A 24310-nucleotide genomic window follows, 5' to 3' on the forward strand; every position below is an offset into this window, starting at 1 on the left:
TGGAGTATCAAGTGAGCAAGGTTCCGAAGACGCCGGGCAAGGCAGCCGCGGTCGCGCGCAGCGATGGCCGCACCCCGCTCATCATCGACCTGGCGCTGCAGGGCGGCGGCGCGCATGGCGCCTTCACCTGGGGCGTGCTCGACCGCATCCTCGAGGAAGACTGGCTGACGATCAGCGCGATTTCGGGCACCTCGGCCGGCGCGATGAACGCCGCCGTCCTGGCCTCGGGCTTCGCCACTGGCGGCCGCGAGGGCGCGCGGCAGGCGCTGGAGGGGTTCTGGCGCAAGACCTCGGAGGCGGCGCGCTTCAGCCCGTTCCAGCGCAGCCCGCTCGATGTCCTGCTCGGGCGCTGGACGCTCGACAACTCGCCGCTCTTCGTCGCGATGGACCTGATGTCCCGCGTCGTCTCGCCCTACAGCCTCAATCCCGGCGGGGCGAACCCGCTCGCCGACATCCTGGCCGAGGTGATCGACTTCGAGGCGCTGGCGGCAGGCCCGATCAAGCTCTTCGTCACCGCCACCAATGTGCGCACCGGCCGGGGCCGCGTCTTCCGCAACGCCGAGATCACGCCGCAGGTGCTGCTGGCCTCCGCCTGCCTGCCGACCCTGTTCCAGGCGATCGAGATCGACGGGGACGGCTACTGGGACGGCGGCTATTCCGGCAACCCGACGATGACGCCGCTGATCCAGGAGAGCGAGGCGCTCGACACCATCCTCGTCCAGATCAACCCGGTCGAGCGGCCGGGCACGCCGACCACCGCGCGCGACATCCTGAACCGGTTGAACGAGGTCTCGTTCAACAGCGTCCTGCTGAAGGAACTCAGGATGATGGCGCTGCTGCGCAACAGTGCCAATCCGAAGGACCGCGAAGGCGCGCGCTGGGCCGGGATGCGGCTCCACCGCGTCACCAGCGACAGGATGGCGGAGCTCGGCTACTCCTCGAAGCTCAACGCGGAATGGGAGTTCCTGACCATGCTGCGGGCGGAGGGGCGGCAGTCGGCTGAAGCCTTCTACCGCGCGCACAGGGACGATATCGGCCAGCGCTCGACGCTCGACCTTGATGAACTGACGCAGGGCGTGTGAGCGGAATGACGAGTGGCAGGATTCACCAGGGCGCGCAGGTCCTGATCGCGATCATTCTCGTGGTCGCGGCCCTGTCGGTCGCCAGTTCGGTCTTCGCCCCCGTCGCGTTCGCCCTGTTCATCATCGCGCTGGTCTGGCCGCTGCAGCGCAGCCTGCAGGGCTTCCTGCCGCGCATGCTGGCGCTGGCGATCAGCATCGTCGTGATGGTGCTGGCCTTCGTCGCCTTCGGATCGCTGATCGTCTGGGCCTTCGGCCGCGTCGGGCGCTGGATCGCGGCCGATGCCACGCGGTTCCAGCAGCTCTACGACCAGGCGACGCTCTGGCTCGAAGGCCATGGCATCGCCGTGACCGGGCTTTGGGCCGAGAATTTCAACGTCGCCTGGATGCTGCGCATGGCGCAGACGATCAGCGGCCGGCTCAACACCACGATGAGCTTCTGGCTGGTGGTGCTGGTCTATGTCATCCTCGGCCTGCTCGAGGTCGAGGATTTCGGACGCAAGCTCAAGGGCATGCGCAACCGCCTCGTCGGCGACGTGCTGCTGCGCGGCAGCATAGAGACCGCCGCCAAGCTGCATCGCTACATGCTGGTGCGGACCGTGATGAGCCTGATCACCGGCGTGCTGGTCTGGGGCTTCGCCACGGCCGTCGGGCTGCCACTGGCGGCGGAGTGGGGCTTCATCGCCTTCTCGCTGAACTACATCCCCTTCCTCGGGCCGCTGGTCGCGACCGTCTTCCCGACCCTGTTCGCCATGACGCAGTTCGGCTCCTGGCAGGCGGTGGTCGCGGTCTTCGCCTGCCTGAACCTGATCCAGTTTGTCGTCGGCAGCTATATCGAGCCCCGCGTCGCCGGCAGCGCGCTTTCGATGTCGCCGACGCTGGTGCTGTTCGCGGTGTTCTTCTGGGCCTATCTCTGGGGCGTGTTCGGAGCCTTCATCGGCGTGCCCGTCACCATCGCGCTCTTGACCTTCTGCGCCCAGCACCCGGCGAGCCTCTGGGTCGCGGAGCTGTTCGGCTCGGGCGCCGCCGAGCCGGTCCCGGCCAACGACGTCATCAAGGTCTGAGGGACGCCTACGCTCAGCCCCCTCGTCATTGCGAGCGCAGCGAAGCAATCCAGAAGGGCTCGCGCGACGTCCCCTGGATTGCTTCGCTGCGCTCGCAATGACGAAGGGATCGCTTCAAGCGCCAGCGGCGGGCCCGATCTCGATCCGCTCCGGTGCCATCAGCGCCAGCCCGCCATCCGCGCGTGCGCCGAGCCGGTGGATGTAGAAGGCGGTCGGCTGGTCATTCGTCGCTTCCATCACCGGGGAGGGCGCCGAGACGATGCGCAGCGGGCCGCAGCGGCCGATCCAGTCGATATGGCGGTGGCCATGCATCGCCACGAGCCGGTGCGCCTGCGGCTTCAGCAGGCGCACGAAGCGGCTGCCATTGATCAGCGCCGTGCCGATCCGCTCCGAGAAGGCCTTGGCCTGTTGCGGATACTCGACCGGGTGGTGATGCAGCGCGATGATGAAGCGCGCGCGAGGATACTGCGCCAGCGCCGCCAGCATCGCCTGCATGTCCTCCTCCGCGACGAGGCCGAGCGCGTTGGTGAAGGAGAAATGCGTCTCCGCATTCGAATTCAGCAGCACGACGCCGAGGCCATCCGGCTCGATCGGCGGCAGCACCATCGGGAAGGATGCCTCCCAGATCGCCGACAGCCCCCGCGACAGGCGCAAGCCCCCTGAATCGGCGAAGGCCGCGATCGCGGCGCGATGCGGCGCCAGCCGCTCCGAGAGCGTCTGGCCGATCTGGCCCGCCGTCTTGTCGACGACATGGACGCGCGCGCCCTGCACGGCTTCCGTCACCGAGAGCGTCCGCATCTGGCGCAGGCGCTTGCCCGGGCTGCCGGGCAGCTCGAGCCGCGCCGGATTGGCCCGGTCGACGATGTTGACGTCGTGATTGCCGGGCAGGATCAGCGTCAGCGCGGCGAGGTCGGGATGGCGGGCGAGCGCGTCGAGGAACTCAGCCCATTCGGCTGAGCGGCCGGCATCGGTCATGTCGCCGGTGATCAGCACGAGATCGAGCGGCGTGGTGGCATGGATTGCGGCCAGCCGCTCCAGTGCGAGGTGCAGGCGATCATTGCCGCGCGGCCCGGCGCGGCCGCTCTCGATGCGGAAGCCGTAGCGCTCGCCGACGACATGGATGTCCGACAGATGCGCCACCCGCCAGATCCTGTCGGATGAGGCGGCCTCGTCGAATTTCCCGATCCCGCGCGGCTGGCTCATCGTTCCGTCGGCAATGCCCCAGAGTAGCGCGGCCCCGGCGAAATAGACGCTCATCACGGCGATGGTGTTGGCCAGCGCCGGCCGCACCAGCCGCAAGGGGTAGGCGAGATCGGCGAGCTCGCCGGACCAGCGCGTCGCCGGCCAGACGGACGCCGTGATCGCCAACGCGACGAGCGCAGCACCGGCACCCGCGGCGAAGGCTGTCAGCCCCCGCAACCGCGCGCGGCTGTCCTCGCTCGCATCCACGGAGAGAAAGCGCTCGGCGAGATGGCGCAGCCCCTCGCGGGCGAGCACATAGCCGGGCTGGACAGCCAGCGAAATCAGCGACCAGAAGCTGCGCTCGACGGCGCGCAGCAGCGGCCGCAGGCCGAACCAGCCGATCGCGGCGACAAGTCCCAGCAGGAGGAACGGCCCGATGCCGGCCAGCGCCAGGATACGGTCGGCGACATCGTCATACCAGGCGGTCACCACCAGCGGCGCGACGCCGAGCAGAATGCCGGGCACCAGCGCCAGGATGATCCAGGCGAGGGCGAGCTTCGGCAGGTTGATCTCGCCCAGAAGCGTGCCGGCGATGGCGAGCAGCGAATGCGTCTTGGTGCTGCTGGCGTCGTCCTCGGCGTCGCCGCCGCGCGGTTCGATCAGCATCGGCGCGGCGCCGTCAAGCGAGACACGGCACGATCCGCGCTGCAGCCCGGCGAGAGGGCGGGCGCTTCCAGACGACGCTCAGCAACCATCGATGCGACCCGAAAAGGCCCACCCGAAAATGGGACGGCGGGCACAGAACTGAGACAGGCGGCAGATGCCCGCCCGAACCCCGGATGCTAGCCTGACAGCAGAACGATTTGCAAGATGATACTGCGCAATCAAGCAAGAGATCGCGTTTTTCCATGAAGACGCAAAGACAAAAATCGTCTTCGTGCAGTGGAGCGGCTCGTCTTCTTCGCGCTTCGTCTTTGGCGCGCCGTTCGCGCAGGCTTGAATCGCGGCGCTGCGCGCCGGCCGACAGGTTCTCCCCGTCATGACCGCGCCGGCATCACCACGCCAAGCCCAATCGTGGCCCGGCCTGCTGGGACGCGGCCTGCTCTTCTTTGGGCTCTGGCTCGTCCTGATCGGCGCGGCCCCCAAGGATTGGCCGGTCGGCCTCATCGCGGCGGCCGCCGCAACCTGGGCCAGCATCCCGCTCTGGCCGCCGGAGAGCCGGCTGTCGGCGATGGGGCTCGTCCGCTTCGTCCTGCGCTTCCTGCCGCAGGCGGTGGTGGCCGGGCTCGACGTCGCCCGGCGCGCCTTTGCCCGGCGCATCGCGATGAAGCCGGGCATCGTGACCTACCGCGCCAGCCTGCGGCCGGGCATGGCGCAGGGCGCGCTCTGCGCGGTGATGAGCCTCCAGCCGGGCAAGCTGCCGGTGTCCTGCGTGGCGAGCGGCGAGATGCAGGTGCACTGCCTCGACAGCGAGGGACCCGTCACGGCCGAACTCGCCGCCGACGAGGCGGCGTTCCTGCGCATCCTGCCGGGAGGTCGCTCCGGTGCCTGAGAGCCTGACATTCATTGCGCTCTTCGTCCTGCTGGCCAGCGCCGCAGGGCTGGCGATCGTGCTGCGCTCCGCGATCGCGATCGAGAAGCTGATGGCGGTACAGTTGCTGGGGACCGGCGGCGCCGCCACGCTGCTGCTGCTCGGTGCGGCCACCGCGCAGCCGGCGCTGGCCGATGTCGCGCTGCTGCTGGTCCTGCTGTCGGCGTTCTCCTGTGCGGCCTTCACGCTGGGGGAGGGCGAGCCCCCCAGAGACGCCGCGAAACCCGACGAGCCCGCGTGATGGGGCTGGCGGAGGCCTTCACGCTGGTCTGCGTCGTCGCCGGCGCCATCCTGTTCCTGGCGGGAACGCTCGGGCTGCTGCGCTTTCCCGACACGCTCAGCCGGCTGCACGCGCTGAGCAAGGCCGACAATCTCGGGCTCGGCCTGATCGTGCTCGGACTGCTGCCGCAGCAGGCGAGCCTGATGGGCGGGGTCAAGCTCGTCTGCATCTGGCTTCTGGCGCAGCTCTCGGCCGCGACCGCGAGCCAGCTGATCGCCGGCATCGCCGCGCGCCGGAAGCCGTAGGCATGAGCCTCCTCTTCGACATCGCGCTGGTCGCCGGGTTGATCGCGCTGGCGCTGCATGTCGTCGTCACCCGCGACGGCCGCGGCGCGATCCTCGCCTTCATCGCCTTCGGCCTGCTGCTCGGCATCGGCTGGGCGCGGCTCGCTTCCGTCGATGTCGCGCTGACCGAGGCTGCGATCGGCGGCGGCCTGACCGGCATGCTCCTGCTGCGCGCCCACGCCCATCTCGCGCGCGAAATCCGTCCCGAGGCGGGGGGCCGGGCCGAACCGCGGCGCTGGCTCGCGCCGGCGATCGCCTGCGGCCTCGTCACCCTGGCGCTGGCTGCGGTCGTGCTCGCTTTTCCCCGGCCGGCGCCGAGCCTCGCGCATCAGGCGGTCGCGTCTTTGGAGACGACGGGGCTCGGCAACCCCGTCACCGCCGTGCTGCTGGCCTACCGCGCCATCGACACGCTCCTGGAGAAGATCGTGCTGATCCTCGCGCTCGTCGGTGTCTGGTCATTGAGCCGCGACGACGCCTGGGGCGGGGCCTCGCAGCTGCGCCCGGCGATCATCCCGGAGCCGCTGGTTTTTCTGGCGCGGGTGCTGCCGCCCTTCGGTGTGCTGATCGCGGTCTATCAGGTCTGGGTCGGGGCCGACCTTCCCGGCGGGACGTTCCAGGCCGGCACCATCCTGGCCGCGATGGCGCTGCTCGTGATGCTGGCCGGCCTGCACCCGGCACCACCGACGCAGGCGAGGGCGCTGCGGGTCATGCTCGCGGGCGGGCCGGCGCTGTTCGTGCTGGTCGGCTTCCTCGGCGTCGCGGTCGCGCAGGGGTTCCTGTCCTATCCGGAGGCCATCGCCAAGCCGCTGATCGTCGGTATCGAGGCGGCGCTGACGCTGTCGATCGCCGGCACGCTCGCCCTGCTCGTCGCCGGCCCGCCGGACAAGGCGCCCGCACCATGAGTGCGCTGGCCCTGACATCGGCGTCGCTATTTGGCCTGTGCGGCGCCGCGCTCGTCGGCATCGGGCTGTTTTGCATCGTCAGCCATCCCGATCTGCTGCGCCGGATCATCGGCTTCAACATCCTCGGCGCCGGCATCTTCCTCGTCTTCGGCGCGGTCGCGCGCCGCGGCGCGGCGATGGGGCTCGGGGGCGATCCGGTGCCGCAGGCCATGGTGATCACCGGCATCGTCGTCGCCTTCGCGGCAACCGCGCTGGCGGTGGCGCTGCTGCGGCGCCTGGCGTCGCTGACCGGGAGCGCGACGCTCGACGCGGCGGCGCCGGCGACGCCGCCGCCGCGGAGCGACACATGACGCCGGCCTATGCGGCGACATCGGGCGGCCTGCTGCTGGTGCTGGCCGTCATGCTGCCGGCTGCGGCCGCGCTGGTGATGCTGGTGCTCGGCCCGCGCCACACCCGTGTGGTGGCGCTGATCGCGCTGGCGCTCGGCGTCGTCGTGGCGCTTGCCGCCGGCCTCCAGCTGGTCCGCAGCCAGGCCGCCCTGATCTATGTGCTCGGCAACTGGCAGCCGCCGCTCGGCATTGCGCTGCGCGCCGATGGGCTGTCGGTGATGATGCTGGTCGTCACCGCGGTCGTCATGGCGGCGACAGGGCTGTTCGCGCGCGAACTCTTCGGGCTCGACCTCGCAACAGCCGACGGGCGCCTGGCGACGAGTTTCTGGACGCTGCTGATGGGGCTGTGGAGCGGGCTCAACCTCGTCTTCGTCTCGCAGGATCTATTCAACCTCTATGTCGCGCTCGAACTCCTGACCTTCGCCGCCGTGCCGCTGGTCTGCCTGGACGGCCGCGGCGAGACGATGGCCGCTGCCCTGCGCTACCTGATGTTCGCGCTGCTCGGCTCGATGCTCTATCTGCTCGGCGCCGGGCTCCTGTACGGCGCCTATGGCACGCTCGACATCCGCCTGATCGCGAGCGCGAGCCATCACGGCCCGGCGATGGGGATCGCGCTGGCGCTGATGATCCCCGGCCTGCTTGCCAAGGCGGCGCTGTTTCCGCTGCATCTGTGGCTGCCACCCGCCCATGCCGGGGCGCCGGCCGCCGCCAGCGCGGTGCTCTCGGCGCTGGTGATCAAGGCGCCCGTCTTCCTGATCCTGCGGCTCGTCGCCGACATCGCCCCACCGGGCGCAGCCGCCGTCGCGGGGCAGGTGCTGGCGGTTCTCGGCGCGGCCTCGATCCTGTTCTGCAGCGTCATGGCACTGCGGCAGGAGCGGCTGAAGCTGATGATCGCCTATTCGACCGTGGCGCAGATCGGCTATCTCTTCATCGTCTTTCCGCTGGCCGGCGTTGGCGACGGGACCGCGCCCTGGGGAACGATCGCCTGGACCGGCGGGGCGCTGCAGCTGACTTCGCATGCACTCGCCAAGGCGGCGATGTTCATGGCGGCGGGCATCGTCGCCGAAGCCGTCGGGCATGACCGCATCCGCGATCTCGGCGGCTTCGGCCGCGTCCTGCCGCTGACCGCCACGACCTTCGGGCTCGCCGGGCTGTCGCTGATGGGCATCCCGCCGAGTGGCGGCTTCATTGCGAAATGCCTGCTGCTGACGGCCGCCGCGATCGGCGGGCATCTCTGGCTGGCGCTGACGATCCTCGCTGGCGGGCTGCTTGCCGGCGGTTATGTCTTCCGCGTCATGGACCGGGCTCTGGCGACGCCGGCCGAACCGCTGCAACTGCGCAAGCCCATCCCGCTGCGGCTCGAGCTCGTCCCGCTGGTCCTGGCGGTGCTGGCCGTGGCGCTCGGCTTCCTGCCGCTCGCCCCCTTCGGCCTGCTGCAGATCGGCCGGCCCGACATTGCGCTGGCGGTGTCGCCATGAGTGCGGCAGCCAGTGCCGCCGGGCTGCTGCTGGCCACCGCGCTGATCGCACCGCTGGCGCTGGCGGCCGCCTGCCTGTCGCGCGTCGTCCGGGCCCGCGTGCCGGGGCTGCTCTGGCTCGCGCCCCTGCCGGCGCTGCTGGCGGCGGGGCTCCTGCCGGCCGGCACGGCCATCGCCTTCTCCGTGCCGTTCCGGATGGCGCTGGCGCTCGACCAGCCCGGCGCGATCCTGCTCGGTGGCGCGGCACTGCTCTGGAGCACGGCGGGGGCCTATGCCGCCTCCTATCTGCGCGGCAAGCCCGGGCTGACGGGGTTCTGCTTCTGGTGGCTGCTGACACTGGCGGGCAGCCTCGGTGTCCTCATCGTCGCCGACATCGCCGGCTTCTACCTGTTGTTCACGCTGGCGAGCCTCTCGGCCTATGGGCTGGTCGCGCATGAGCAGACCGACGCGGCGAGGCGGGCCGGCCTCGTCTACATGGTGCTGGCGCTGCTGGGCGAGGCCTTCCTGCTCTTTGCCTTCGTTATGCTGGCGGCCGGACAGCCCGATCCCAACCCGCTGATCCGCGACGCGGTGGCGGCGCTGCCGGGCTCGCCGATGCGCGACGGAATCATCGCGCTGCTGATGCTGGGCTTCGCCCTCAAGATGGGGCTGATTCCGCTGCATGTCTGGCTGCCGCTCGCCCATCCGGCCGCGCCGATGCCGGCCTCGGCGGTGCTCAGCGGCGTGCTGGTCAAGGCCGGCGTGATCGGGTTGATCCGCTTCCTGCCGTTCGAGGCCCCGCTGCCGGCCTGGGGCGCGGTGCTCGCCACCGCCGGCATCCTGACGGCCTATGGCGGCGCGGCGCTCGGCGTGGTGCAGCGGCGCCCCAAGACGATCCTGGCCTATTCGACCGTCAGCCAGATGGGCCTCGTCGCGGCCATCCTCGGCGCCGGGCTGGCGGCGGGCGATGCGTCTGCGCCGGGTCTGGCTGCCTATTACGGCCTGCATCACACGCTGGTGAAGGGCGGGCTGTTCCTCGCGGTCGGCGTCGCCTTCGCGACCGGCGGAGCGCGCCGGCTTCCCGTGCTGCTGCTGACCGGGCTGCTGGCGCTCAGCCTCGCCGGCCTGCCCCTGACCAGCGGCGCGCTCGCCAAGCTCGCGGTCAAGCCGATGCTGGGCTACGGCCTGCTCAGCATCGCAGTCTCGCTCGCGGCCGCCGGCAGCACGCTGCTGATGCTGCATTTCATCGCCGTCATGGTCAGCGAGACGGCAGACAACCCGCCATCGAACGCCCCGCCGGGCGAAACCGTGCCGTGGCTTGCCATCGCCGCCGCATCGCTCCTCATCCCCTGGTGGCTTTACCCGAGCCTGTCGGGCGGCACGCTCGCCAGCGCCTGGAGCCTCCCTTCGCTCTGGAAGCTCGTCTGGCCGATGATGTTGGGCGTGGTGGTCTTCATGGCCGCGAAACGCTTCGCGGGACTGGCTGGCCGCGTCCCGGAGGGCGACATTCTGGTACTGGCCGAGCGGCAGGCCCCGCGTCTCGCCCGCCTGCCGGCCGCGATCGAACGGCTCGACGGGCAACTGCGGCTCTGGCCCGTGGCCGGGCTCGTGCTGCTGGCACTCGTCATCTGGCTTGGCGGCGGCTTCCTGATGGCCGCATAACTCATGCTCGGCCGACCGGCCACCCGCTGCAAAGCCCTGGACGCGCCCTCGTGAACGCCATCGAAAGCACAGCCCTCGTCGTTGCGGTGACGATCGCGTTCTTCGCCTGGAACCGGCTGCCGGTGGTCGTGGTCGCGATCGGGGCGGCGCTGTCGCTCTGGGCGCTGGGGGGCGTCACGCTGGAACAGGCGATGGCCGGCTTCGGCGACCGCGCGGTGATGTTCGTCGCCAGCCTGTTCATCGTCAGCGCGGCGCTCGACAAGACCGGCGTCACCGCCTGGGCCGGGCAGATCCTGATCGCGAAGGCCGGCGAGAGCAAGAACCGCCTGCTCGTGATCATCATGGCCGCGGCGGGCGCGCTCACCGCGCTGATCAGCGGCGGCGGCGCGGTCGCGGCGCTGATGCCGGTCGTGGTGCTCGCGGCGATCCGGCTGCGGCAATCGCCGACGCTGCTCTTGATGCCGCTCGCCTTCTCCGCCCATGCCGGCGCCAACATCCTGCTGACCGGCGCACCCAAGAACATCCTCGTCTCCGAGGCGCTGGAGGACAACGGCCTGCCCGGCTTCGGCTTCGCCGAGTTCGCGCTCGTCGGCCTGCCGCTGCTGGCGGGAACGATGCTGATCATCCTGCTCCTGGGCAAGCGCCTGCTGCCAGCGCAGGGCAATGCGCGACTGCCCGCCGATTTCAGCCAGCACGCGCAGACCCTGGTCGAGCACTACGGCCTCACCGACGGCTTCTTCCATCTGCGGGTGCGGGCGAGTTCGGATCTGATCGGCAAGCTCCCCGCCGCGCTGGCCCTGTCCCAGCAGGAGGGCGCGATCGATCTCGTCAGCGTTCAGGCCGGACCATCCGGCATCGCGCGCGGGGATCAGCCGATCCGCGAGGGCGACTACCTTCTGGTCAAGGGCGAGGCAGGGGCGGTCGCCCGGCTCTGCGCGGCCTCGCATCTCGCGCCGCGCGACGACACTGACGACGGCGACGCGGCCGGTGCGCTGCTCAACCGCAGAACGGGGCTGGCCGAGGTGGTGATCCCGCCGCGCTCGGCCTTCATCGGCAAGGCGGTGCATCCCGGTATGACGACCGAGGGCGGTGACCTGATCGTGCTCGCGGTCCAGCGCGGCGGCGTCGATCTCGATCCGGCGGACCCGCTTCTGCGGGCCGGCGATACGGTGCTGCTCAAGGGCAGCTGGAAGGCGCTCGACCTGCGGCTGGCGGATGCCGACGTGCTGGTCGTCGATTCGCCCGATCTCGTCCGCCGCCAGGCCGTGCCAATGGGGGCGGGCGCCGGCGTCGCGCTGGCTGCGCTCGGCGCGCTGGTCCTGCTGCTGGCGACGGGCCTCGTGCCGCCCGCGGTCGCCGCGCTCATCTGCGCGCTCGCGCTGATCGGCGCCGGCATCCTCTCGGTCGAGGAGGCCTATCGCGCCATTCACTGGACCACGATCATCCTGATCGGCGCGATGATGCCGCTCTCGATCGCGATGGTGCAGTCGGGCGCGGCCGATCTCGTTGCGCGCCAGCTCGTGGCGCTGACCGGCAGTGGCGGGCCGACGGTCTTTCTCGCCGGTCTGTTCCTGCTCACCGCCTGCCTCGGACAGATCATGAGCAACACGGCGACCACCATGCTTGTGATCCCGATCGCGATGGCGGCCGCCACCAGCATGGGCGTCTCGCCCCGGCCGATCCTGATGAGCCTGTGCATCGCCGGTTCGGCCTCCTTCATGACGCCGATCGCGACCTCGACCAATCTGATGGTGATGGGGCCGGGCGGCTACGCCTTCGGCGACTACTGGAAGCTCGGCCTGCCGCTGATGATCTGGTTCTTCGTCATGGCGGTGTTCTACGTGCCGCTGATCTGGCGGTTCTGAGGGGGCGGTGTCCGCCCCAACGTCATTGCGAGCGCAGCGAAGCAATCCAGGGGGACGTCGAGCGAAACCCTCTGGATTGCTTCGCTGCGCTCGCAATGACGACGGAGGTTACTCCAGCGCCTTCTCCGCCGCCGCAGCCCCAAGCGGCCCTCCCAGCCGCTCGTCGATGCGGGCGAGCAGGTAGGGGTAGAACGGGTTCGACGACATGCGCAGCAGCGCGTCGAGATTGACGATCAGCGTGCCGCGCTCGCCGCGCGCCGCCACCGAGCCGAGCTGGATGCCGAAATCGTCAGTCGGATCCGGCGTCATGCCGTAGAGCCCGTCCGTCAGCGGAAACGGCAGCGCGACATGCGATAGCGAGAACACGTCGCGCGGGAAGGAAAGGCCCAGCGGCCGTTCCCTCTCCTCGCTGGCGCCGGCCTCGGTCACGCGCTCGACGACCTCGCTCGCATCCGGGCTCGCATTGGTGATGACCGAGAGCCGGAAATTCCGTGGCGTCGGCGGCAGCATGCGGCCGAGCAGCGTGTCGGCGGAGCTGTTCAAGAGCGGGCCGAACTTGGCGTTGCGGTTGAGGTCGAACAGCACGAGTTCGCTGCCATTGGCCGGCAGATGGGCATAGAGCGAGGTGATGATCGCGCGCGTCGAGACGGTGAAGTCCATCACCGACTGGAAGGTGATCAGCGGCGGCAGATCCTTCAGCCGGCCTTCCCGCGACTGCCTGAGGATCGTCTGCTGCAGCGCCGCCGTCAGCAGATGGGACTGGCGCGCGCCGTTGACCGGAAAGGAGTTGTACTTGAACGGGTTGAACTCGGGCAGGACGCTGAGCCAGGCCGCCTTGGCGAAGGCCGGCAGGATCGCGGGCAGGGCGGCGAGCCCCGCGAAGCGGGCAAAGGCGGTGATTCCGACCATCGGCGAGATCAGAACGAGCCGGTCCGCCCGCGGCAGCTTGTTATCCTCCAGCGCCTCGAGCGCGTGCATCAAGGCGAGAGCGCCGCCATTCGAAAAGCCGACCAGATGCAGCGGCGCGGTCGGGCCCGCGAGACGGCGGGCCTCGCGCACCGCCAGCCGGGTCGCCGCCAGCCAGTCCTGCCACTCGATCTCGGTCAGCCCCGCCGGGACGGTGCCGTGGCCGGGCAGGCGAGGCGCCACGGCGACGAAGCCGCGCTCCCGGTACTGCCGCGCGACATGGCGCAGGCTGTAGGGGGAATCCGTCAGCCCGTGCAGGAAGACGGCCGCACCCTTCGGCGGCCCGTCCGGCTGCAGCACATAGGAGCGGTTCCAGTCCTGCGCGAAGCGGGCGGGGTAGATCGGGCTGCCGTCGAAATAGCGGTTCACCGGCACGCGATCGTCGGCATCGAGCTTCTGCGTCACCTCGCGGCGGATCGCGGCGAAGGCCGCATTCTCGGCGGCGAGATAGGCGCGCCAGTCGCTACGATCGAGTTCGGCGACCGAAAGCTCGGTGGGGATGTAGGTGTGCCAGGGTTCGAGCGGGGCGCCGCGCTCGGAATCATAAATCCTGAGGGTGATCAGGGCGACCGCGACGACTGCCAGAACAGCGACGGTTCGTTTAAGAAGCCGACCAAACCAGCGAACCTCCATCACCGTGTCTTACCCTGCTGGCGTCGCGGACGAATCCCGCTGATCGACACTCGGCATCTTGGCCCAGTTGGCTGCAACTCGCCATCGGCTTGGCTGCAGAAAGTGCCGCTTGGGAATGCCAAGGGTCCATCGTTCGTCGCGCTCATGTTCGGTCGATTCCCTCAGCTAAACCACGCTATTGGACACCACCGCTTCCGGCTGAAGCGCGTTCCGCAGCTTTGCGCCGTGCCTAGAGATGAGGTGGGACACTGCCGATAATCGGCGCAGGTCGCTCCGCCCGCGAGCCGCGTGAGTGCTTGTGCGCGGCAGGGCCTTCCTATAACCGAAACGCGGACGGGGCCTGCTTGCAGAACAAGGCGCCGCACGGGAACTGGGAGCACCGACGTGAAGGGTTTACTCCGGATCAGCAGTGTCATCGACGCGGTCAACACGCAGATCGGCAAGAAGATCGCCTGGCTGATTCTGGTCGCCGTGCTGGTGGCCGCGATCAACGCGATTATCCGCAAGGTCTTCAATGTCTCCTCCAATGCCTGGCTGGAGCTGCAATGGATGCTGTTCGGCGCGGTCTTCCTGATGTGCGCCGCCTGGACGCTCAAGGTGAAGGAGCACATCCGCATCGATATCGTCAGCAGCATGTTCCCCAAAGCGGTGCAGCGCTGGGTCGACCTGCTGGGCCACATGCTGTTCCTGATGCCGTTCTGCCTGCTGATGATCTACCATTCCTGGCCGTTCTTCACGCGTTCCTATGCCGTCAACGAGCAGTCGCTCTCGGCCGGCGGCCTGCCGCAATGGCCGGCCAAGGGCCTCGTCATCATCGGCTTCGTGATGCTGGCGATCCAGGGCATCTCCGAGATCATCAAGCAGATCGCGATCATGCGCGGGCATCTGGAAGATGACGAGACGCTGCGCGGGCACGCCGCCGCCGCGGAAGCCGAGGCGCACCGTCTTCTCGAGCAGGCCAAGCAGCAAGGGGTGGCTCCGTGAGCCATTCGAGAGACGTCCGGAACCCCCTCATGACCGTCATCCATCTGTCCCGTCTTGCCGGCCTGCTGCTCGCACTGACGCTCGTCGCCTTTTTCGGCCTGCACACGGGCGAAGCCCAGGCCGCCGGTCTCGGCGACTTCCTGCGCACCAACATGGCGCCCGTGATGTTCGCGGCGTTGGTCGGTTTCCTGCTGCTGGGCTACCCGGTTGCCTTCGCCCTGGCGGCCAATGGACTGGTGTTCGCGCTGGTCGGCATTGAACTGGGCCTGTTCCAGCCGAATTTCCTGCAGGCGCTGCCCGAGCGCGTCTTCGGGACCATGAACAACGAGACGCTGCTGGCGATCCCCTTCTTCACCTTCATGGGGCTGGTTCTCGAACGCTCCGGCATGGCGGAGGATCTGCTCGACACGATCGGCCAGCTGTTCGGCACCATCCGCGGCGGCCTGGCCTATGCCGTGATCTTCGTCGGCGCGCTGCTCGCCGCGACCACCGGCGTCGTCGCGGCCTCGGTGATCTCGATGGGCCTGATCTCGCTGCCGATCATGCTGCGTTACGGCTATGACCGGCGCCTCGCGAGCGGCGTGATCCTCGCCTCCGGCACGCTGGCGCAGATCATCCCGCCCTCGCTCGTGCTGATCGTCATGGCCGACCAGCTCGGCCGCTCGGTCGGCGACATGTATCAGGGCGCTTTCCTGCCCGGCATTCTGCTGACCCTGATGTATGCCGTGTGGGTGTTCATCTATTCGATGTTCAACCCGGCGGTCGCCCCCGGGCTGCCGAAGGAGGATGTCGGCTTTCGCGAGCCTGACGGCTCGCGTGGGGTGGTCCAGCTCGGCATCCTGACCCTGTTCTCCGCCCTGGTCTCTTATCACGTCATGAGCCAGACGAACGTCACCGGCATGGCCGACTTCATGATCCTGGCGATGTCGGTGACCGTCATGGTCGCGTTCCTGTGCGCGCTGCTGAATTGCTGGTTTGGCGCCAAGTACTGGTATGTGACCCTGATCGCGACGGGCGTGTTCGGGTTCGGCTGGTATTATCTGCGCGAGACCGAGCATCCGGTGCTGGCCGTCGTGTCCGAGGCGATCGCCTTCGGCAGCGTCTATGCGCTGTTCGTCAGCCTGGTCGAGCGGTTCACCGGCAAACGGCTGATCTCCAACATCGCCGAACAGACGACCTTCGTGATGGTTCCGCCGCTGGCGCTGATCTTCCTCGTGCTCGGCACGATCTTCATCGGCGTCGCCACCCCGACGGAAGGCGGCGCGATGGGCGCGGCCGGCGCGTTGTTGCTGGCCGGCGTGAAGCGGTATCTGACGGGGGAGAAGCGCCGCTTCAACTTCGGCATCATCAAGCAGGCGACCGAGTCGACGGCCAAGCTGTCGGCCTTCGTGCTGATGATCCTCGTCGGGGCGCGCGTCTTCGGGCTGACCTTCTATGGCGTCAATGGCCATATCTGGGTCGAGCACCTGCTGACGTCCCTGCCCGGCGGGCAGGCGGGCTTCCTGATCGTCGTCAACCTGACGGTCTTCATTCTCGGCTTCTTCCTCGATTTCTTCGAACTCGCCTTCATCATCGTGCCGCTGATGGGGCCTGCCGCCGAGAAACTGGGCATCGATCTGATCTGGTTCGGTGTCATCCTCTCGGTCAACATGCAGACCTCGTTCCTGACGCCGCCCTTCGGGTTCGCCTTGTTCTATTTACGGTCAGTGGCGCCGGCGCAGAGCTATATCGACAAGGTCACCAGCAAGCGCATGGAACCGGTCAAGACGACTGAAATCTACTGGGGGGCCGTGCCCTTCGTGGTGATCCAGTGCATCATGGTCGCGATGGTCGTGTTCCTCCCGCAGATGGTGATGCACTACAAGGGCAGCGCAGTGCAGCTCGATCAGAAGGCGATCGACAAGCAGTTCGACTCGATCCAGATCCCCGGAATGGGGACGGGGGGCGGGTTGCCCGGTCTCGATCTCAACGCGCCGCCATCATTCAAATAAGCGGCACGAACCACCGACTGCTGGACACGACGCCGGTGCGAGCCGGCGTCGTTTTCGTTCGGGGATGATCGGGCCGCGGCCGAACCTTGCTGGCGATGATGCGTTGTTCCCGCGAAGCGAGGAGCGACGCATGAGCGATTTCTTTCAGGCACAGGCCGATCCGGGCAGCACGCCGGCCATTCCGACCCCGCCACCGGAGGCGCCGCCGCTGACGCCGAACGAGGTGCCACCGGCCCCGCCGGTTGAGATGCCGCCCGACGAGGCGCCGCAGGGCATTCCGACCGAACCCCCTCAGGAGCTGCCGCCGAACGCCCCGCCCGAGGCGCCGCCGGCGACACCCTACGACATGCCGCCGGACAGGGGTCCGCGCCAGCCGCTGGAATAGGGCCTACACCGACGGGGCTTGCCCCGACCCGATGTCCCAGTAGAGCCCGGCCATCAGCCCAAGGGCTTCGCGTGCGAGTTCGACGGGCAGATGCTCGTCGGGCGCGTGCTGCGAGCAGCCGGGATAGGAGTGCGGCACCCAAATCGTCTTCAGGCCGAGGATTTCGGCGAAGATGTCGTTGGGCAGAGAGCCGCCGAGATTGGGCAGCAGCGCCGGCTTCTTGTTGGTGCTGCGCGCGATCGAGGCGATGGTGAAGCGCACCCAGTCATCCTCGGGGTCGAGCCGCGTCGCCCCGAAGCGCTCGGCGCCCGGCATGACGATCTCGACCATCTTGAATCCGTGGCGGTCGAGATGGCGGCGCAGCGCCGGCACCACGTCGGTCGGGTCGATGCCGACGACGAAGCGCAGCGCGCAGCGCGCCCAGGCGCTCGGGGGCACGGCGTTCACTGGCGTCTCCGGCACGCCCGACTTCATCGCCAGCACGTCGAAGGAGCACCAGCCGAAGACCTGTTCGGCCGGCGACAGATCGGGCTCGCCCCAGCCCGGGTCGATCACCGGGCCATCGGGGCCTCCATCGATGACGCAGTCGGCCACCGCCTCGCGCACGGCGGGCGGCAGTTCGCGCGGCACCCATTCGTGGATGCGGATCTGGCCAGTCGGGGAGGTGATCGAGGCGATGGCGTGGGCGAGCTGGATCGCGGGATCGGAGAGAATGCCGCCCCAGTTGCCGGAGTGATGGCCACCGTCGCGGGCGACGATCGAGAGGTCGAAGGTGATGACGCCGCGCGCGCCCAGGAACACGGTCGGCCGCTCGGCATTGAGCCGCGGTCCGTCCGAGGCGATCAGCACGTCGGATTTGAACAGCTCGGTCTGGTCGGCGCAGAGCTCGCGCAGGCCGGGCGAACCGGATTCCTCGCCCATCTCGATCAGATATTTGGCGTTGAAGCCGAGCTTGCCGCGTGATTCAAGAACGGCGCGTAAGGCATTGATGTTGATGACATGCTGGCCCTTGTTGTCGACGACGCCGCGGCCATACCAGCGGCCGTCGCGCTCGGTCAGCGTCCAGGGCGAGAGGCCCTCGCTCCACTGCGCGTCGAGGCCGCGGATGACATCGCCATGGCCGTAGCCGAAGATCGTCGGCAGGCTCTCATCCTCGATGCGCTGGGCGAAGAGGAAGGGGCCCTTGGCCTTGGGGTGGTGCAGGATCCGGCACTCGAAGCCGAGCTCCTCGAAGAGCGGGCGCATCTCGCGCTCGAGATACTCCGTCAGGACCGGCGCCCGGTCCGGGTTCTGGCTCTCGGTCGGTATCGCGATGAGGCGGGCAAGGTCGCTCTTGAAGGCGCCGGAGTCGAAATAGTCTTGCGCATGCGCGATGGCTTGGGCGCGGGTCATGGAAGCTCGCTGTCTGTAAGGCCGCTGGACAAGGGCGGTCCCGTTGCCGGGACCGCGACGCCTTGATACTGGCATGCCCATGCAGGAATTGGCCACCGGCGATGGCGCGCGACGGATGTGCGCCCGATGACGGACGCGGAGCGGCTGATGGTGCCCCATGATCACCAGCGTGTCGCCTGTGCGGCGATCCTGGCGGCGCGCTCGGCGGGCGCGCCCGGCTTCCTGCTCGGCGACCTAACGGGGCTCGGCAAGACGCTCTCGGCCTGGCTGGCGCTCTCGGCCATGCCGGAGGACGAGATCCTGGTGATCTGCCCCAAGGGCGCGATCCCGCAATGGCGGCGCACCATGGCGCTGTCGGGCCTGCCGCCGAAGCGCGTCACGCTGATGAATTTCGAGAAGACGAAATCGCTGCTGGCGCCGCCGCCGGATTCGAAGAAGCGCTCGGTGCGGGCCAAGAACAACGAGCTGGCCAAGCTCGGCGTCCCCAAACGCATCTGGCCGCTGCTCGTGATCGACGAGGCGCACCGCATCCGCAATCCTAATTCCCAGCAGGGGCTGGTCTGCCGGCAGATGGCCGCTGCCGCCTCCTTCACGATCTTTATGAGCGCAACCGCCGGCCAGTCGCCGCACGAACTCTCCTATCTCGGGCCGCTGTTGGCGCGCGCGGCCGACATGCCGAGCGCGGATCTCGACGGCTTCCGCCAGCTGATGAAGCGGCTGAAAATGGGCAAGGCGAGGGGGCGCTGGAAGAACTGGAGCTGGGAGCCCAACGAGGCCGACCGGGCACGGATGGCGGGCCTGCTCTATCGCGGCCCCCGCGCGATCGGCCTTCGGCGGCGGCCGGAGGAGATCGCCGGCTGGCCCGAGGTGCAGCGCGAGCTCGCCCCCGTTGCGCTGGATGCCGCCGCGCGCAAGCTCTACGAGGCGACCTGGCGGGAGTTCCGTCGGGAGCTGGGGCTCGCCGGCGGCTCGACGCGCAAGCCGCAGGGCTGGGCGGCCGATCTGCGCTTCCGCCAGAAGGCGAGCCTGCTGCGCATCCAAGGCACGGTCGATTTCTGCGACGATCTGCTCGGCAATGACGAACAGGTCGCGGTCTCCGTCGCCTTTCTGGAGACCAGCGCGATGCTGGCCGATGCGCTGCGCGGGCGTGGCTGGCGCGTCGGCGAGATCAACGGTGAGCGCAGCGGCCTGCAGAACGAAGAGACACGGCTGTCTTTCCAGACCGGGCAGCTCGACGCCGTGATCTTCACCGTCACGGAGTCGATCTCGCTGCATCGCGGCGAGATGCCGGGCGGTGAGCGCGAGCGCTCGCTCGTCATCCACGACATGCGCCACAGCGCGATCCAGCTGCAGCAGATCGAGGGGCGCTGCCACCGTGACGGCCAGCATGCGACGATCTTCTACGCCTATGCCGAGGACACGGTGGAGGAGGCGGTGGCCAGCACGGTGATCGCGCGCATGGCGGCGATGGAGGGGCTGGCTGGCGACGACACGCGCATGCTCGAGGCGATCGCGGGCATCGTCGAGGGAAGGGGTTAGACCCCGTCATTGCGAGCGCAGCGAAGCAATCCAGGAGGACTGGGTCGAACGGTCTGCCCAGTCCTCCTGGATTGCGTCGTCGCAGCGCTCCTCGCAATGACGGTGCCGTTCAGCCCTTCGAACGCGGCGGCCCGAGGTCCGCGAGGCGCCGCCTGACGCGATCGTCGTCCAAGAGCGTAGCGGCCTCGCCGTCGAGCCGGTGGCGCCAGTTCGGCTTTTCGGTCGTGGTGCCCGGCACGTTCGGCTGCGTGCGGATGCCGAGCGCATCCTCGATCGGCAGCAGCTTCAGCGTACAGGGCGTGCGGGCGATGAAGCGGATCGCGGCATCGACCACCGGGTCGGTGTCCTCCGGCGCCGGGCGTTCGCCCTCGGCGACGCCCGCCTGCTGGAAGGCGCCCCAGAGCAGGCCGCGGTCCCAGGCGCGGATGCCCTCATGGTCGACACCGTCCTCGGTCGGGTCCAGATCGCTGCCGGCCCACCAGCCGGCGGTGGGGACGAGGTCATGGGTTGTGGTGAGGGCGACGGCGCCGGCGTCCCAATGCTCGGGGGCAATGTAGCCGTGATCGGTCCTCTCGAAGCGCAGCACGCGCAGCCCCGCCACACCCTGCCGGCGCAGATCGTCGCGGAAACCGTCGGGGAGGGTGCCGAGATCCTCGCCGATGACGATGGCGCCGTGGCGCCAGGATTTCGAGCGCGACGAGCCGGAACAGCGTCTCGGAGGGGAAGGCGACATAGGCGCCGTCCAGCGCGGATGCGCCCTCCGGCACCAGCCAGAGCCGGCTGAGCCCCATGACATGGTCGATGCGGATGCCGCCGACATGGCGCAGGCTCGCCCGCAGCGTCTCGATGAAGGGCGAAAAGCCGCTCGCCGCCAGCCCTCGCGGCGAGAAGGTGGTCAGGCCCCAGCTCTGCCCCTCGGCGGCATAGTAGTCGGGCGGGGCACCGACGCTGAGGCCGCCGAGCACCTCGTGCTGGCGGCTCCAGGCATGGCTGCCCGACGCGTCCATGCCGATGGCGAGATCGGCGATCAGTCCGACCTTCATGCCCGCCTCGCGGCAGGCGCTCTGGGCGGCGCCATAGGAGGAGGCGGTGAGCCATTGCAGGAAGATCTGGTAGTCGACCTCCGCGGCGTGCTCGGCCGCAAAGGCCGCGACGGCCGGCCCGTCGGGGTCGCGGAAGGGCGCGTCCCAGGAGCGCCAGCTCCAGGCCTGCGGGTTTCGCTGCAACTGGGCGGTGTGCAGCACCTCGAACACGGCGTGGGAGCGCAGCAGCGGCGAAGCCTCCGTCAGCGCCCGGTCCAGTGCCGCGCGGGCCGCGCCGCCGCTGCCATCCTTGGCGCGCAGCGCCTCGAACAGGGCGCGCAGCAGCCGCTGGCGCAGTGCCGTTGCGGCCGGCCAGTCGATCTGTTGGAGCGTCGCGAGCCGGTGCATCTCCTCGCCCAGACCCTCGCGCGCGATCACCTCGCGCAGCATCCCCTCGGGCAGCAAGGCGGCGGGATCGGCGTGGAGCGGGTTGTAGAAGAGACGGGTCGAGGGCGAATAGGGGCTGAAATGCTCGGGCGAGGCGCCATAGAGCGCATGGACCGGGCTGATCGCCAGCGCATCGGCCCCGCGCGCAGCGGCCGCTCGTCCCAGCGCCGCGACGCCGGCGAAGTTGCCGATGCCGCCGTCCTGCGGCGAGCGCAGGGAGTAGATCTGGGCGGCGAGGCCGAAGCCAGCCTGTCCGCCGTTGAGATCGGCGAAGGTGATGCAGCGTTCGGGCGCCGTCGCGATGATGAAATCACCATCATCGCGATGGACCGTGTGATAGCCGGGCCGGTCGAAGGCCGGCAGGGTCAGCGAGCCGTCATAGCCCTCCTCGGAGCGCACGGTGCGGCGCGTCCCGCCATCGAGCGTCAGTTCGACCGGGCTTCCCGCCTGGGCCGCGATCGGCAGCACGACGGTCTGCCCGGTGCGGGCCGTGGTGAAGCGGGACTGGGCGGAGAGGTTCGCCCCCGCCTCCACAGTCGCGAGTGACTGGCGCAGGTCCGCGTCGGTGCCGGCCGGCAGGCCGAGCGCCTGCAGGATGAAGCGCAGGCTCTGGGCTGAGACCTCGCGCTCCGCCCCGTTCTGCTCGGTCCAGCGCGGGGCGATCCCGGCCTTGACGGCGAGTTGGCGGAGAATGTCGTCGCTCATGCGGGGCTCCGCTTGCTGGTCGGTCGGATCGGGGTGTCGGCAAGGCAGCGGGTCATGATCCGCTGCCGTCGCCCAGGCGCGGGCCGGGCTGGGCCGTCTGCCCGTCATGCTCCAGAACAAGCAGGCCGAGCGGCGGCAGCGTCAGGGAGAGGCTCTGTGCGCTGCCATGGGCCGCAAGGCCTTGCGTCTCGATCGCGCCGCCATTGCCGGTCCTCGAGCCGCCATAGATCTGAGCATCGCTGTTGAGGAGCTCGCGCCAGCGCCCGGCACGGGGCACGCCGATGCGGTAATTTTCCCGCGGAACCGGCGTCATATTGGCAACGACCAGCAACTCGGCGGAGCCGCGCGCGCTCGCCCGGCTGAAGGCGAAGACGGCGTTGGTGCTGTCGTCGGCAACGATCCAGGCGAAGCCCTCCGGAGCATGGTCGAGCCGGTGCAGGGCGGGCGTGGCGCGGTAGAGCGCGTTGAGATCGCGCACCAGCCGCGAGACGCCCTGTCGGCGCTCGTCGAAGGGGTGCGGCCAGGGGAAGGGGGCGTCGACTGACCATTCGTCCTGCGCGCCGAATTCGCAGCCCATGAAGAGCAGCTTCTTGCCCGGATGGGCCCACATCATCGCGAGGTAGAGCCGCAGATTGGCGAAGCGCTGCCAGTCATCGCCCGGCATGCGCGAGATCAGTGAGCCCTTCCCGTGCACGACCTCGTCATGGGAGATCGGCAGCACGAAGTTCTCCGAAAAGGCGTAGATCAGGCCGAAGGTGACGTCGTCGCCGTGATAGCCGCGATGGATGGGGTCGTGCGCGATGTAGCGCAGCGTGTCGTGCATCCAGCCCATGTTCCATTTGAAGTGGAAGCCGAGCCCGCCATGGTGGACCGGCCGCGTCACGCCCGGCCAGGCGGTCGATTCCTCGGCGATGGTGACGGCCCCCCGGCCGCGCGCACCGACCAGCGTGTTGAGCTCCTGGAAGAAACCGACGGCCTCGAGGTTCTCGCGGCCGCCGAGATGATTTGGAACCCATTCGCCCGCCTTGCGGCTGTAGTCGCGGTAGAGCATCGAGGCGACGGCATCGACGCGCAGGCCGTCGAGATGGAAGGTCTCGATCCAGAACAGGGCGGACGCGATCAGGAAACCGCGCACCTCGCTGCGCCCGACATTGTAGATCAGCGTGTTCCAGTCGATGTGGAAGCCCTGGCGTGGATCCTCGTGCTCATAGAGCGCCGTGCCGTCGAAGCGGGCGAGCCCGTGCTCGTCGGAGGGGAAATGCGCCGGCACCCAGTCGAGGATCACGCCGATGCCGGCGCCGTGGCAGCGGTCGACGAAGCGGGCGAAGGCCTCGGGAGGGCCCAGCCGCGCCGTCGGGGCAAAGAGGGCGAGCGGTTGGTAGCCCCAGGAACCGCCGAAGGGATGCTCGGTGATCGGCATCAGCTCGACATGGCTGAAGCCCATATGCTGGAGGTAGGGGATCAGGCGCTCGCTCGCCTCGTCCCAGGAGCCCATCTGCCCCCATTCGGTCCGCAGCCAGGAGCCGACATGGACCTCGTAGGTGGTCATCGGTGCCGTGATCGGATCGGCGCTCTCGCGGGCCTTCAGCCAGTCCTCGTCGGTCCAGGCGAAGGCGGGCGCCTCGGCGACGACCGAGCCGGTGCGCGGCGGCAGTTCGGTCCGCCTCGCCAGCGGGTCGGCCTTCCAGGGCAGGGCCTCGCCCGTGCCGGAAACCAGCGCATATTTGTAGACCGCCCCGGCTTCGACGCCGGGGATGAACAGCTCCCAGATGCCGGCGCCGGACCGGCTGCGCATGGGGTGGCGGGTCGCGTTCCAGCCGTTGAAGTCGCCGACGACCGCAACATGAGCTGCATTCGGCGCCCAGACGGCGAAGAGTACGCCGGCAATCCCGTCGATCTCGCGCAGATTGGCGCCCAGCCGCGTCGCGAGATCGAAATGGCGCCCCTCTGCAGCGAGATGGAGATCGTCGTCGGAGAGCAGCAGGCCGAAGCTGTAGGGGTCGGCCGTCTCGGTGATGCCGCCCGGCCATGCGGTGCGAATCCGATAGGGGCCGTCGTCGGGGCAGGGCGCCTCATGGAGGCCGCCGCCGGCGTCGATCATCGGCACGGCGCGCCGCGACTCACCCTCGCCGGTCACCAGTTCGACGTAGTTCGCGCCCGGCAGGAAGGCACGCACCAGGGCGATGTCCTCGACGCGATGGCGGCCAAGGATGGCGAAGGGATCGGGATGGCGTCCCTCTTTCAGCTGCTCGATGACGCGCCCGGGCAGGCTGGGCAGTCTGGGCGGCATCGGGCGCGTCATTCGGTCAGGCTCCATCGCGAAAGCGACTCCACCGCCGGCGGGGAATCGTTAATGATGCAACGCAGCGAAGCCCGCCCGCGTTCCGCGCCACGGCCTGCATTCTCCGGCGATTCCCGCCGCCCTCCAAGGGCAAGGGAACCATCGGCAGCCGGCATGGTTGTCGCACTGCAATGCGGGCAGTTCAGAGGGA

The 24310-nt window shown here is 69.1% G+C and carries 19 protein-coding genes and 1 pseudogene; 14 read left to right on the forward strand and 6 right to left on the reverse strand.

Annotated features, from left to right (window positions below; all coding sequences use genetic code 11):
• Positions 1-11 precede the first annotated feature (11 nt).
• Together SJY11_RS11245 and SJY11_RS11250 are read left to right on the forward strand one after the other, a co-directional pair.
• On the forward strand, positions 12-1082 hold the full coding sequence (locus tag SJY11_RS11245) for a patatin-like phospholipase family protein (RefSeq protein WP_376986689.1): 1071 nt from the start codon (positions 12-14) through the stop codon (positions 1080-1082).
• A gap of 5 nt (positions 1083-1087) precedes the next feature.
• The gene (locus SJY11_RS11250; protein ID WP_376986690.1) at positions 1088-2143 is read left to right on the forward strand and encodes an AI-2E family transporter; all 1056 of its coding nucleotides are present in this window, start codon (positions 1088-1090) and stop codon (positions 2141-2143) included.
• Positions 2144-2257: 114 nt separating this feature from the next.
• Here SJY11_RS11250 and SJY11_RS11255 read toward each other — a convergent pair whose 3' ends face one another.
• The gene (locus SJY11_RS11255) at positions 2258-3991 is read right to left on the reverse strand and encodes a metallophosphoesterase family protein (protein WP_376986692.1); all 1734 of its coding nucleotides are present in this window, start codon (positions 3989-3991) and stop codon (positions 2258-2260) included.
• Positions 3992-4364: 373 nt separating this feature from the next.
• On the opposite strand from SJY11_RS11255, the gene SJY11_RS11260 reads away from it, so the two are divergent.
• The 8 genes from SJY11_RS11260 to SJY11_RS11295 are packed head-to-tail and all read left to right on the forward strand — an operon-like array spanning position 4365 to position 11754.
• A complete protein-coding gene (locus tag SJY11_RS11260; RefSeq protein ID WP_376986693.1) occupies positions 4365-4877 on the forward strand; it encodes a Na+/H+ antiporter subunit E in 513 nt (170 codons plus the stop codon).
• A complete protein-coding gene (locus SJY11_RS11265; RefSeq protein ID WP_376986694.1) occupies positions 4870-5157 on the forward strand; it encodes a monovalent cation/H+ antiporter complex subunit F in 288 nt (95 codons plus the stop codon). Before SJY11_RS11260 ends, SJY11_RS11265 begins: the two co-directional genes overlap by 8 nt.
• Entirely contained in the window at positions 5157-5441 is a 285-nt protein-coding gene (locus SJY11_RS11270) for a cation:proton antiporter (protein ID WP_376986695.1), read from the forward strand. The genes SJY11_RS11265 and SJY11_RS11270 overlap by 1 nt, the downstream gene beginning before the upstream one ends.
• Positions 5442-5443: 2 nt before the next feature.
• A complete protein-coding gene (locus SJY11_RS11275) occupies positions 5444-6382 on the forward strand; it encodes a hydrogenase subunit MbhD domain-containing protein (protein ID WP_376986696.1) in 939 nt (312 codons plus the stop codon).
• The gene (locus SJY11_RS11280; RefSeq protein ID WP_376986697.1) at positions 6379-6732 is read left to right on the forward strand and encodes an NADH-quinone oxidoreductase subunit K; all 354 of its coding nucleotides are present in this window, start codon (positions 6379-6381) and stop codon (positions 6730-6732) included. Before SJY11_RS11275 ends, SJY11_RS11280 begins: the two co-directional genes overlap by 4 nt.
• Positions 6729-8249 carry a complex I subunit 5 family protein gene (locus SJY11_RS11285; protein WP_376986698.1) on the forward strand — a complete coding sequence of 507 codons (1521 nt, stop codon included), beginning with the start codon at positions 6729-6731 and terminating at the stop codon, positions 8247-8249. Before SJY11_RS11280 ends, SJY11_RS11285 begins: the two co-directional genes overlap by 4 nt.
• Positions 8246-9889 (forward strand): complex I subunit 5 family protein, encoded by a 1644-nt coding sequence (locus tag SJY11_RS11290; RefSeq protein ID WP_376986699.1) that lies wholly within the window; start codon positions 8246-8248, stop codon positions 9887-9889. Before SJY11_RS11285 ends, SJY11_RS11290 begins: the two co-directional genes overlap by 4 nt.
• Positions 9890-9939: 50 nt before the next feature.
• Positions 9940-11754, forward strand: a complete 1815-nt coding sequence (locus tag SJY11_RS11295) for an SLC13 family permease (RefSeq protein ID WP_376986701.1) — start codon at positions 9940-9942, stop codon at positions 11752-11754.
• Between the two features lie 108 nt (positions 11755-11862).
• Here SJY11_RS11295 and SJY11_RS11300 read toward each other — a convergent pair whose 3' ends face one another.
• Complete coding sequence (locus tag SJY11_RS11300) at positions 11863-13353, reverse strand: alpha/beta hydrolase (RefSeq protein ID WP_376986702.1); 1491 nt, start codon at positions 13351-13353, stop codon at positions 11863-11865.
• Positions 13354-13737: 384 nt separating this feature from the next.
• Between SJY11_RS11300 and SJY11_RS11305 the strand changes: the two genes are divergently transcribed.
• From SJY11_RS11305 to SJY11_RS11315, 3 genes are all read left to right on the forward strand, one after another.
• Positions 13738-14337, forward strand: a complete 600-nt coding sequence (locus SJY11_RS11305; RefSeq protein WP_376986703.1) for a TRAP transporter small permease subunit — start codon at positions 13738-13740, stop codon at positions 14335-14337.
• Positions 14338-14489: 152 nt separating this feature from the next.
• Complete coding sequence (locus tag SJY11_RS11310; protein ID WP_376989304.1) at positions 14490-16328, forward strand: TRAP transporter large permease; 1839 nt, start codon at positions 14490-14492, stop codon at positions 16326-16328.
• Between the two features lie 130 nt (positions 16329-16458).
• Positions 16459-16713, forward strand: a complete 255-nt coding sequence (locus tag SJY11_RS11315; protein ID WP_326906402.1) for a hypothetical protein — start codon at positions 16459-16461, stop codon at positions 16711-16713.
• 3 nt (positions 16714-16716) lie between these two features.
• Here SJY11_RS11315 and SJY11_RS11320 read toward each other — a convergent pair whose 3' ends face one another.
• Positions 16717-18105, reverse strand: a complete 1389-nt coding sequence (locus SJY11_RS11320) for a M20 family metallopeptidase (RefSeq protein WP_376986704.1) — start codon at positions 18103-18105, stop codon at positions 16717-16719.
• 126 nt (positions 18106-18231) lie between these two features.
• On the opposite strand from SJY11_RS11320, the gene SJY11_RS11325 reads away from it, so the two are divergent.
• On the forward strand, positions 18232-19644 hold the full coding sequence (locus SJY11_RS11325; RefSeq protein WP_376986705.1) for an SNF2-related protein: 1413 nt from the start codon (positions 18232-18234) through the stop codon (positions 19642-19644).
• A 109-nt stretch (positions 19645-19753) separates the two neighbouring features.
• Here the strand turns inward: SJY11_RS11325 and SJY11_RS11330 are convergent, their stop codons facing one another.
• From SJY11_RS11330 to glgB, 3 genes and pseudogenes are all read right to left on the reverse strand, one after another.
• Entirely contained in the window at positions 19754-20440 is a 687-nt protein-coding gene (locus tag SJY11_RS11330) for a 4-alpha-glucanotransferase (protein WP_465247436.1), read from the reverse strand.
• Positions 20340-21926: pseudogene (malQ, locus tag SJY11_RS11335) on the reverse strand (4-alpha-glucanotransferase); the annotation flags it as partial. The gene SJY11_RS11330 and the pseudogene malQ, both read right to left, overlap by 101 nt.
• Entirely contained in the window at positions 21871-24120 is a 2250-nt protein-coding gene (gene glgB / locus SJY11_RS11340) for a 1,4-alpha-glucan branching protein GlgB (protein WP_376986707.1), read from the reverse strand. The pseudogene malQ and the gene glgB, both read right to left, overlap by 56 nt.
• Between the last annotated feature and the right edge of the window lie 190 nt (positions 24121-24310).

This window comes from Allobosea sp. R86505 (assembly GCF_042466375.1).
In the GTDB taxonomy this organism is placed as follows: domain Bacteria; phylum Pseudomonadota; class Alphaproteobacteria; order Rhizobiales; family Beijerinckiaceae; genus Allobosea.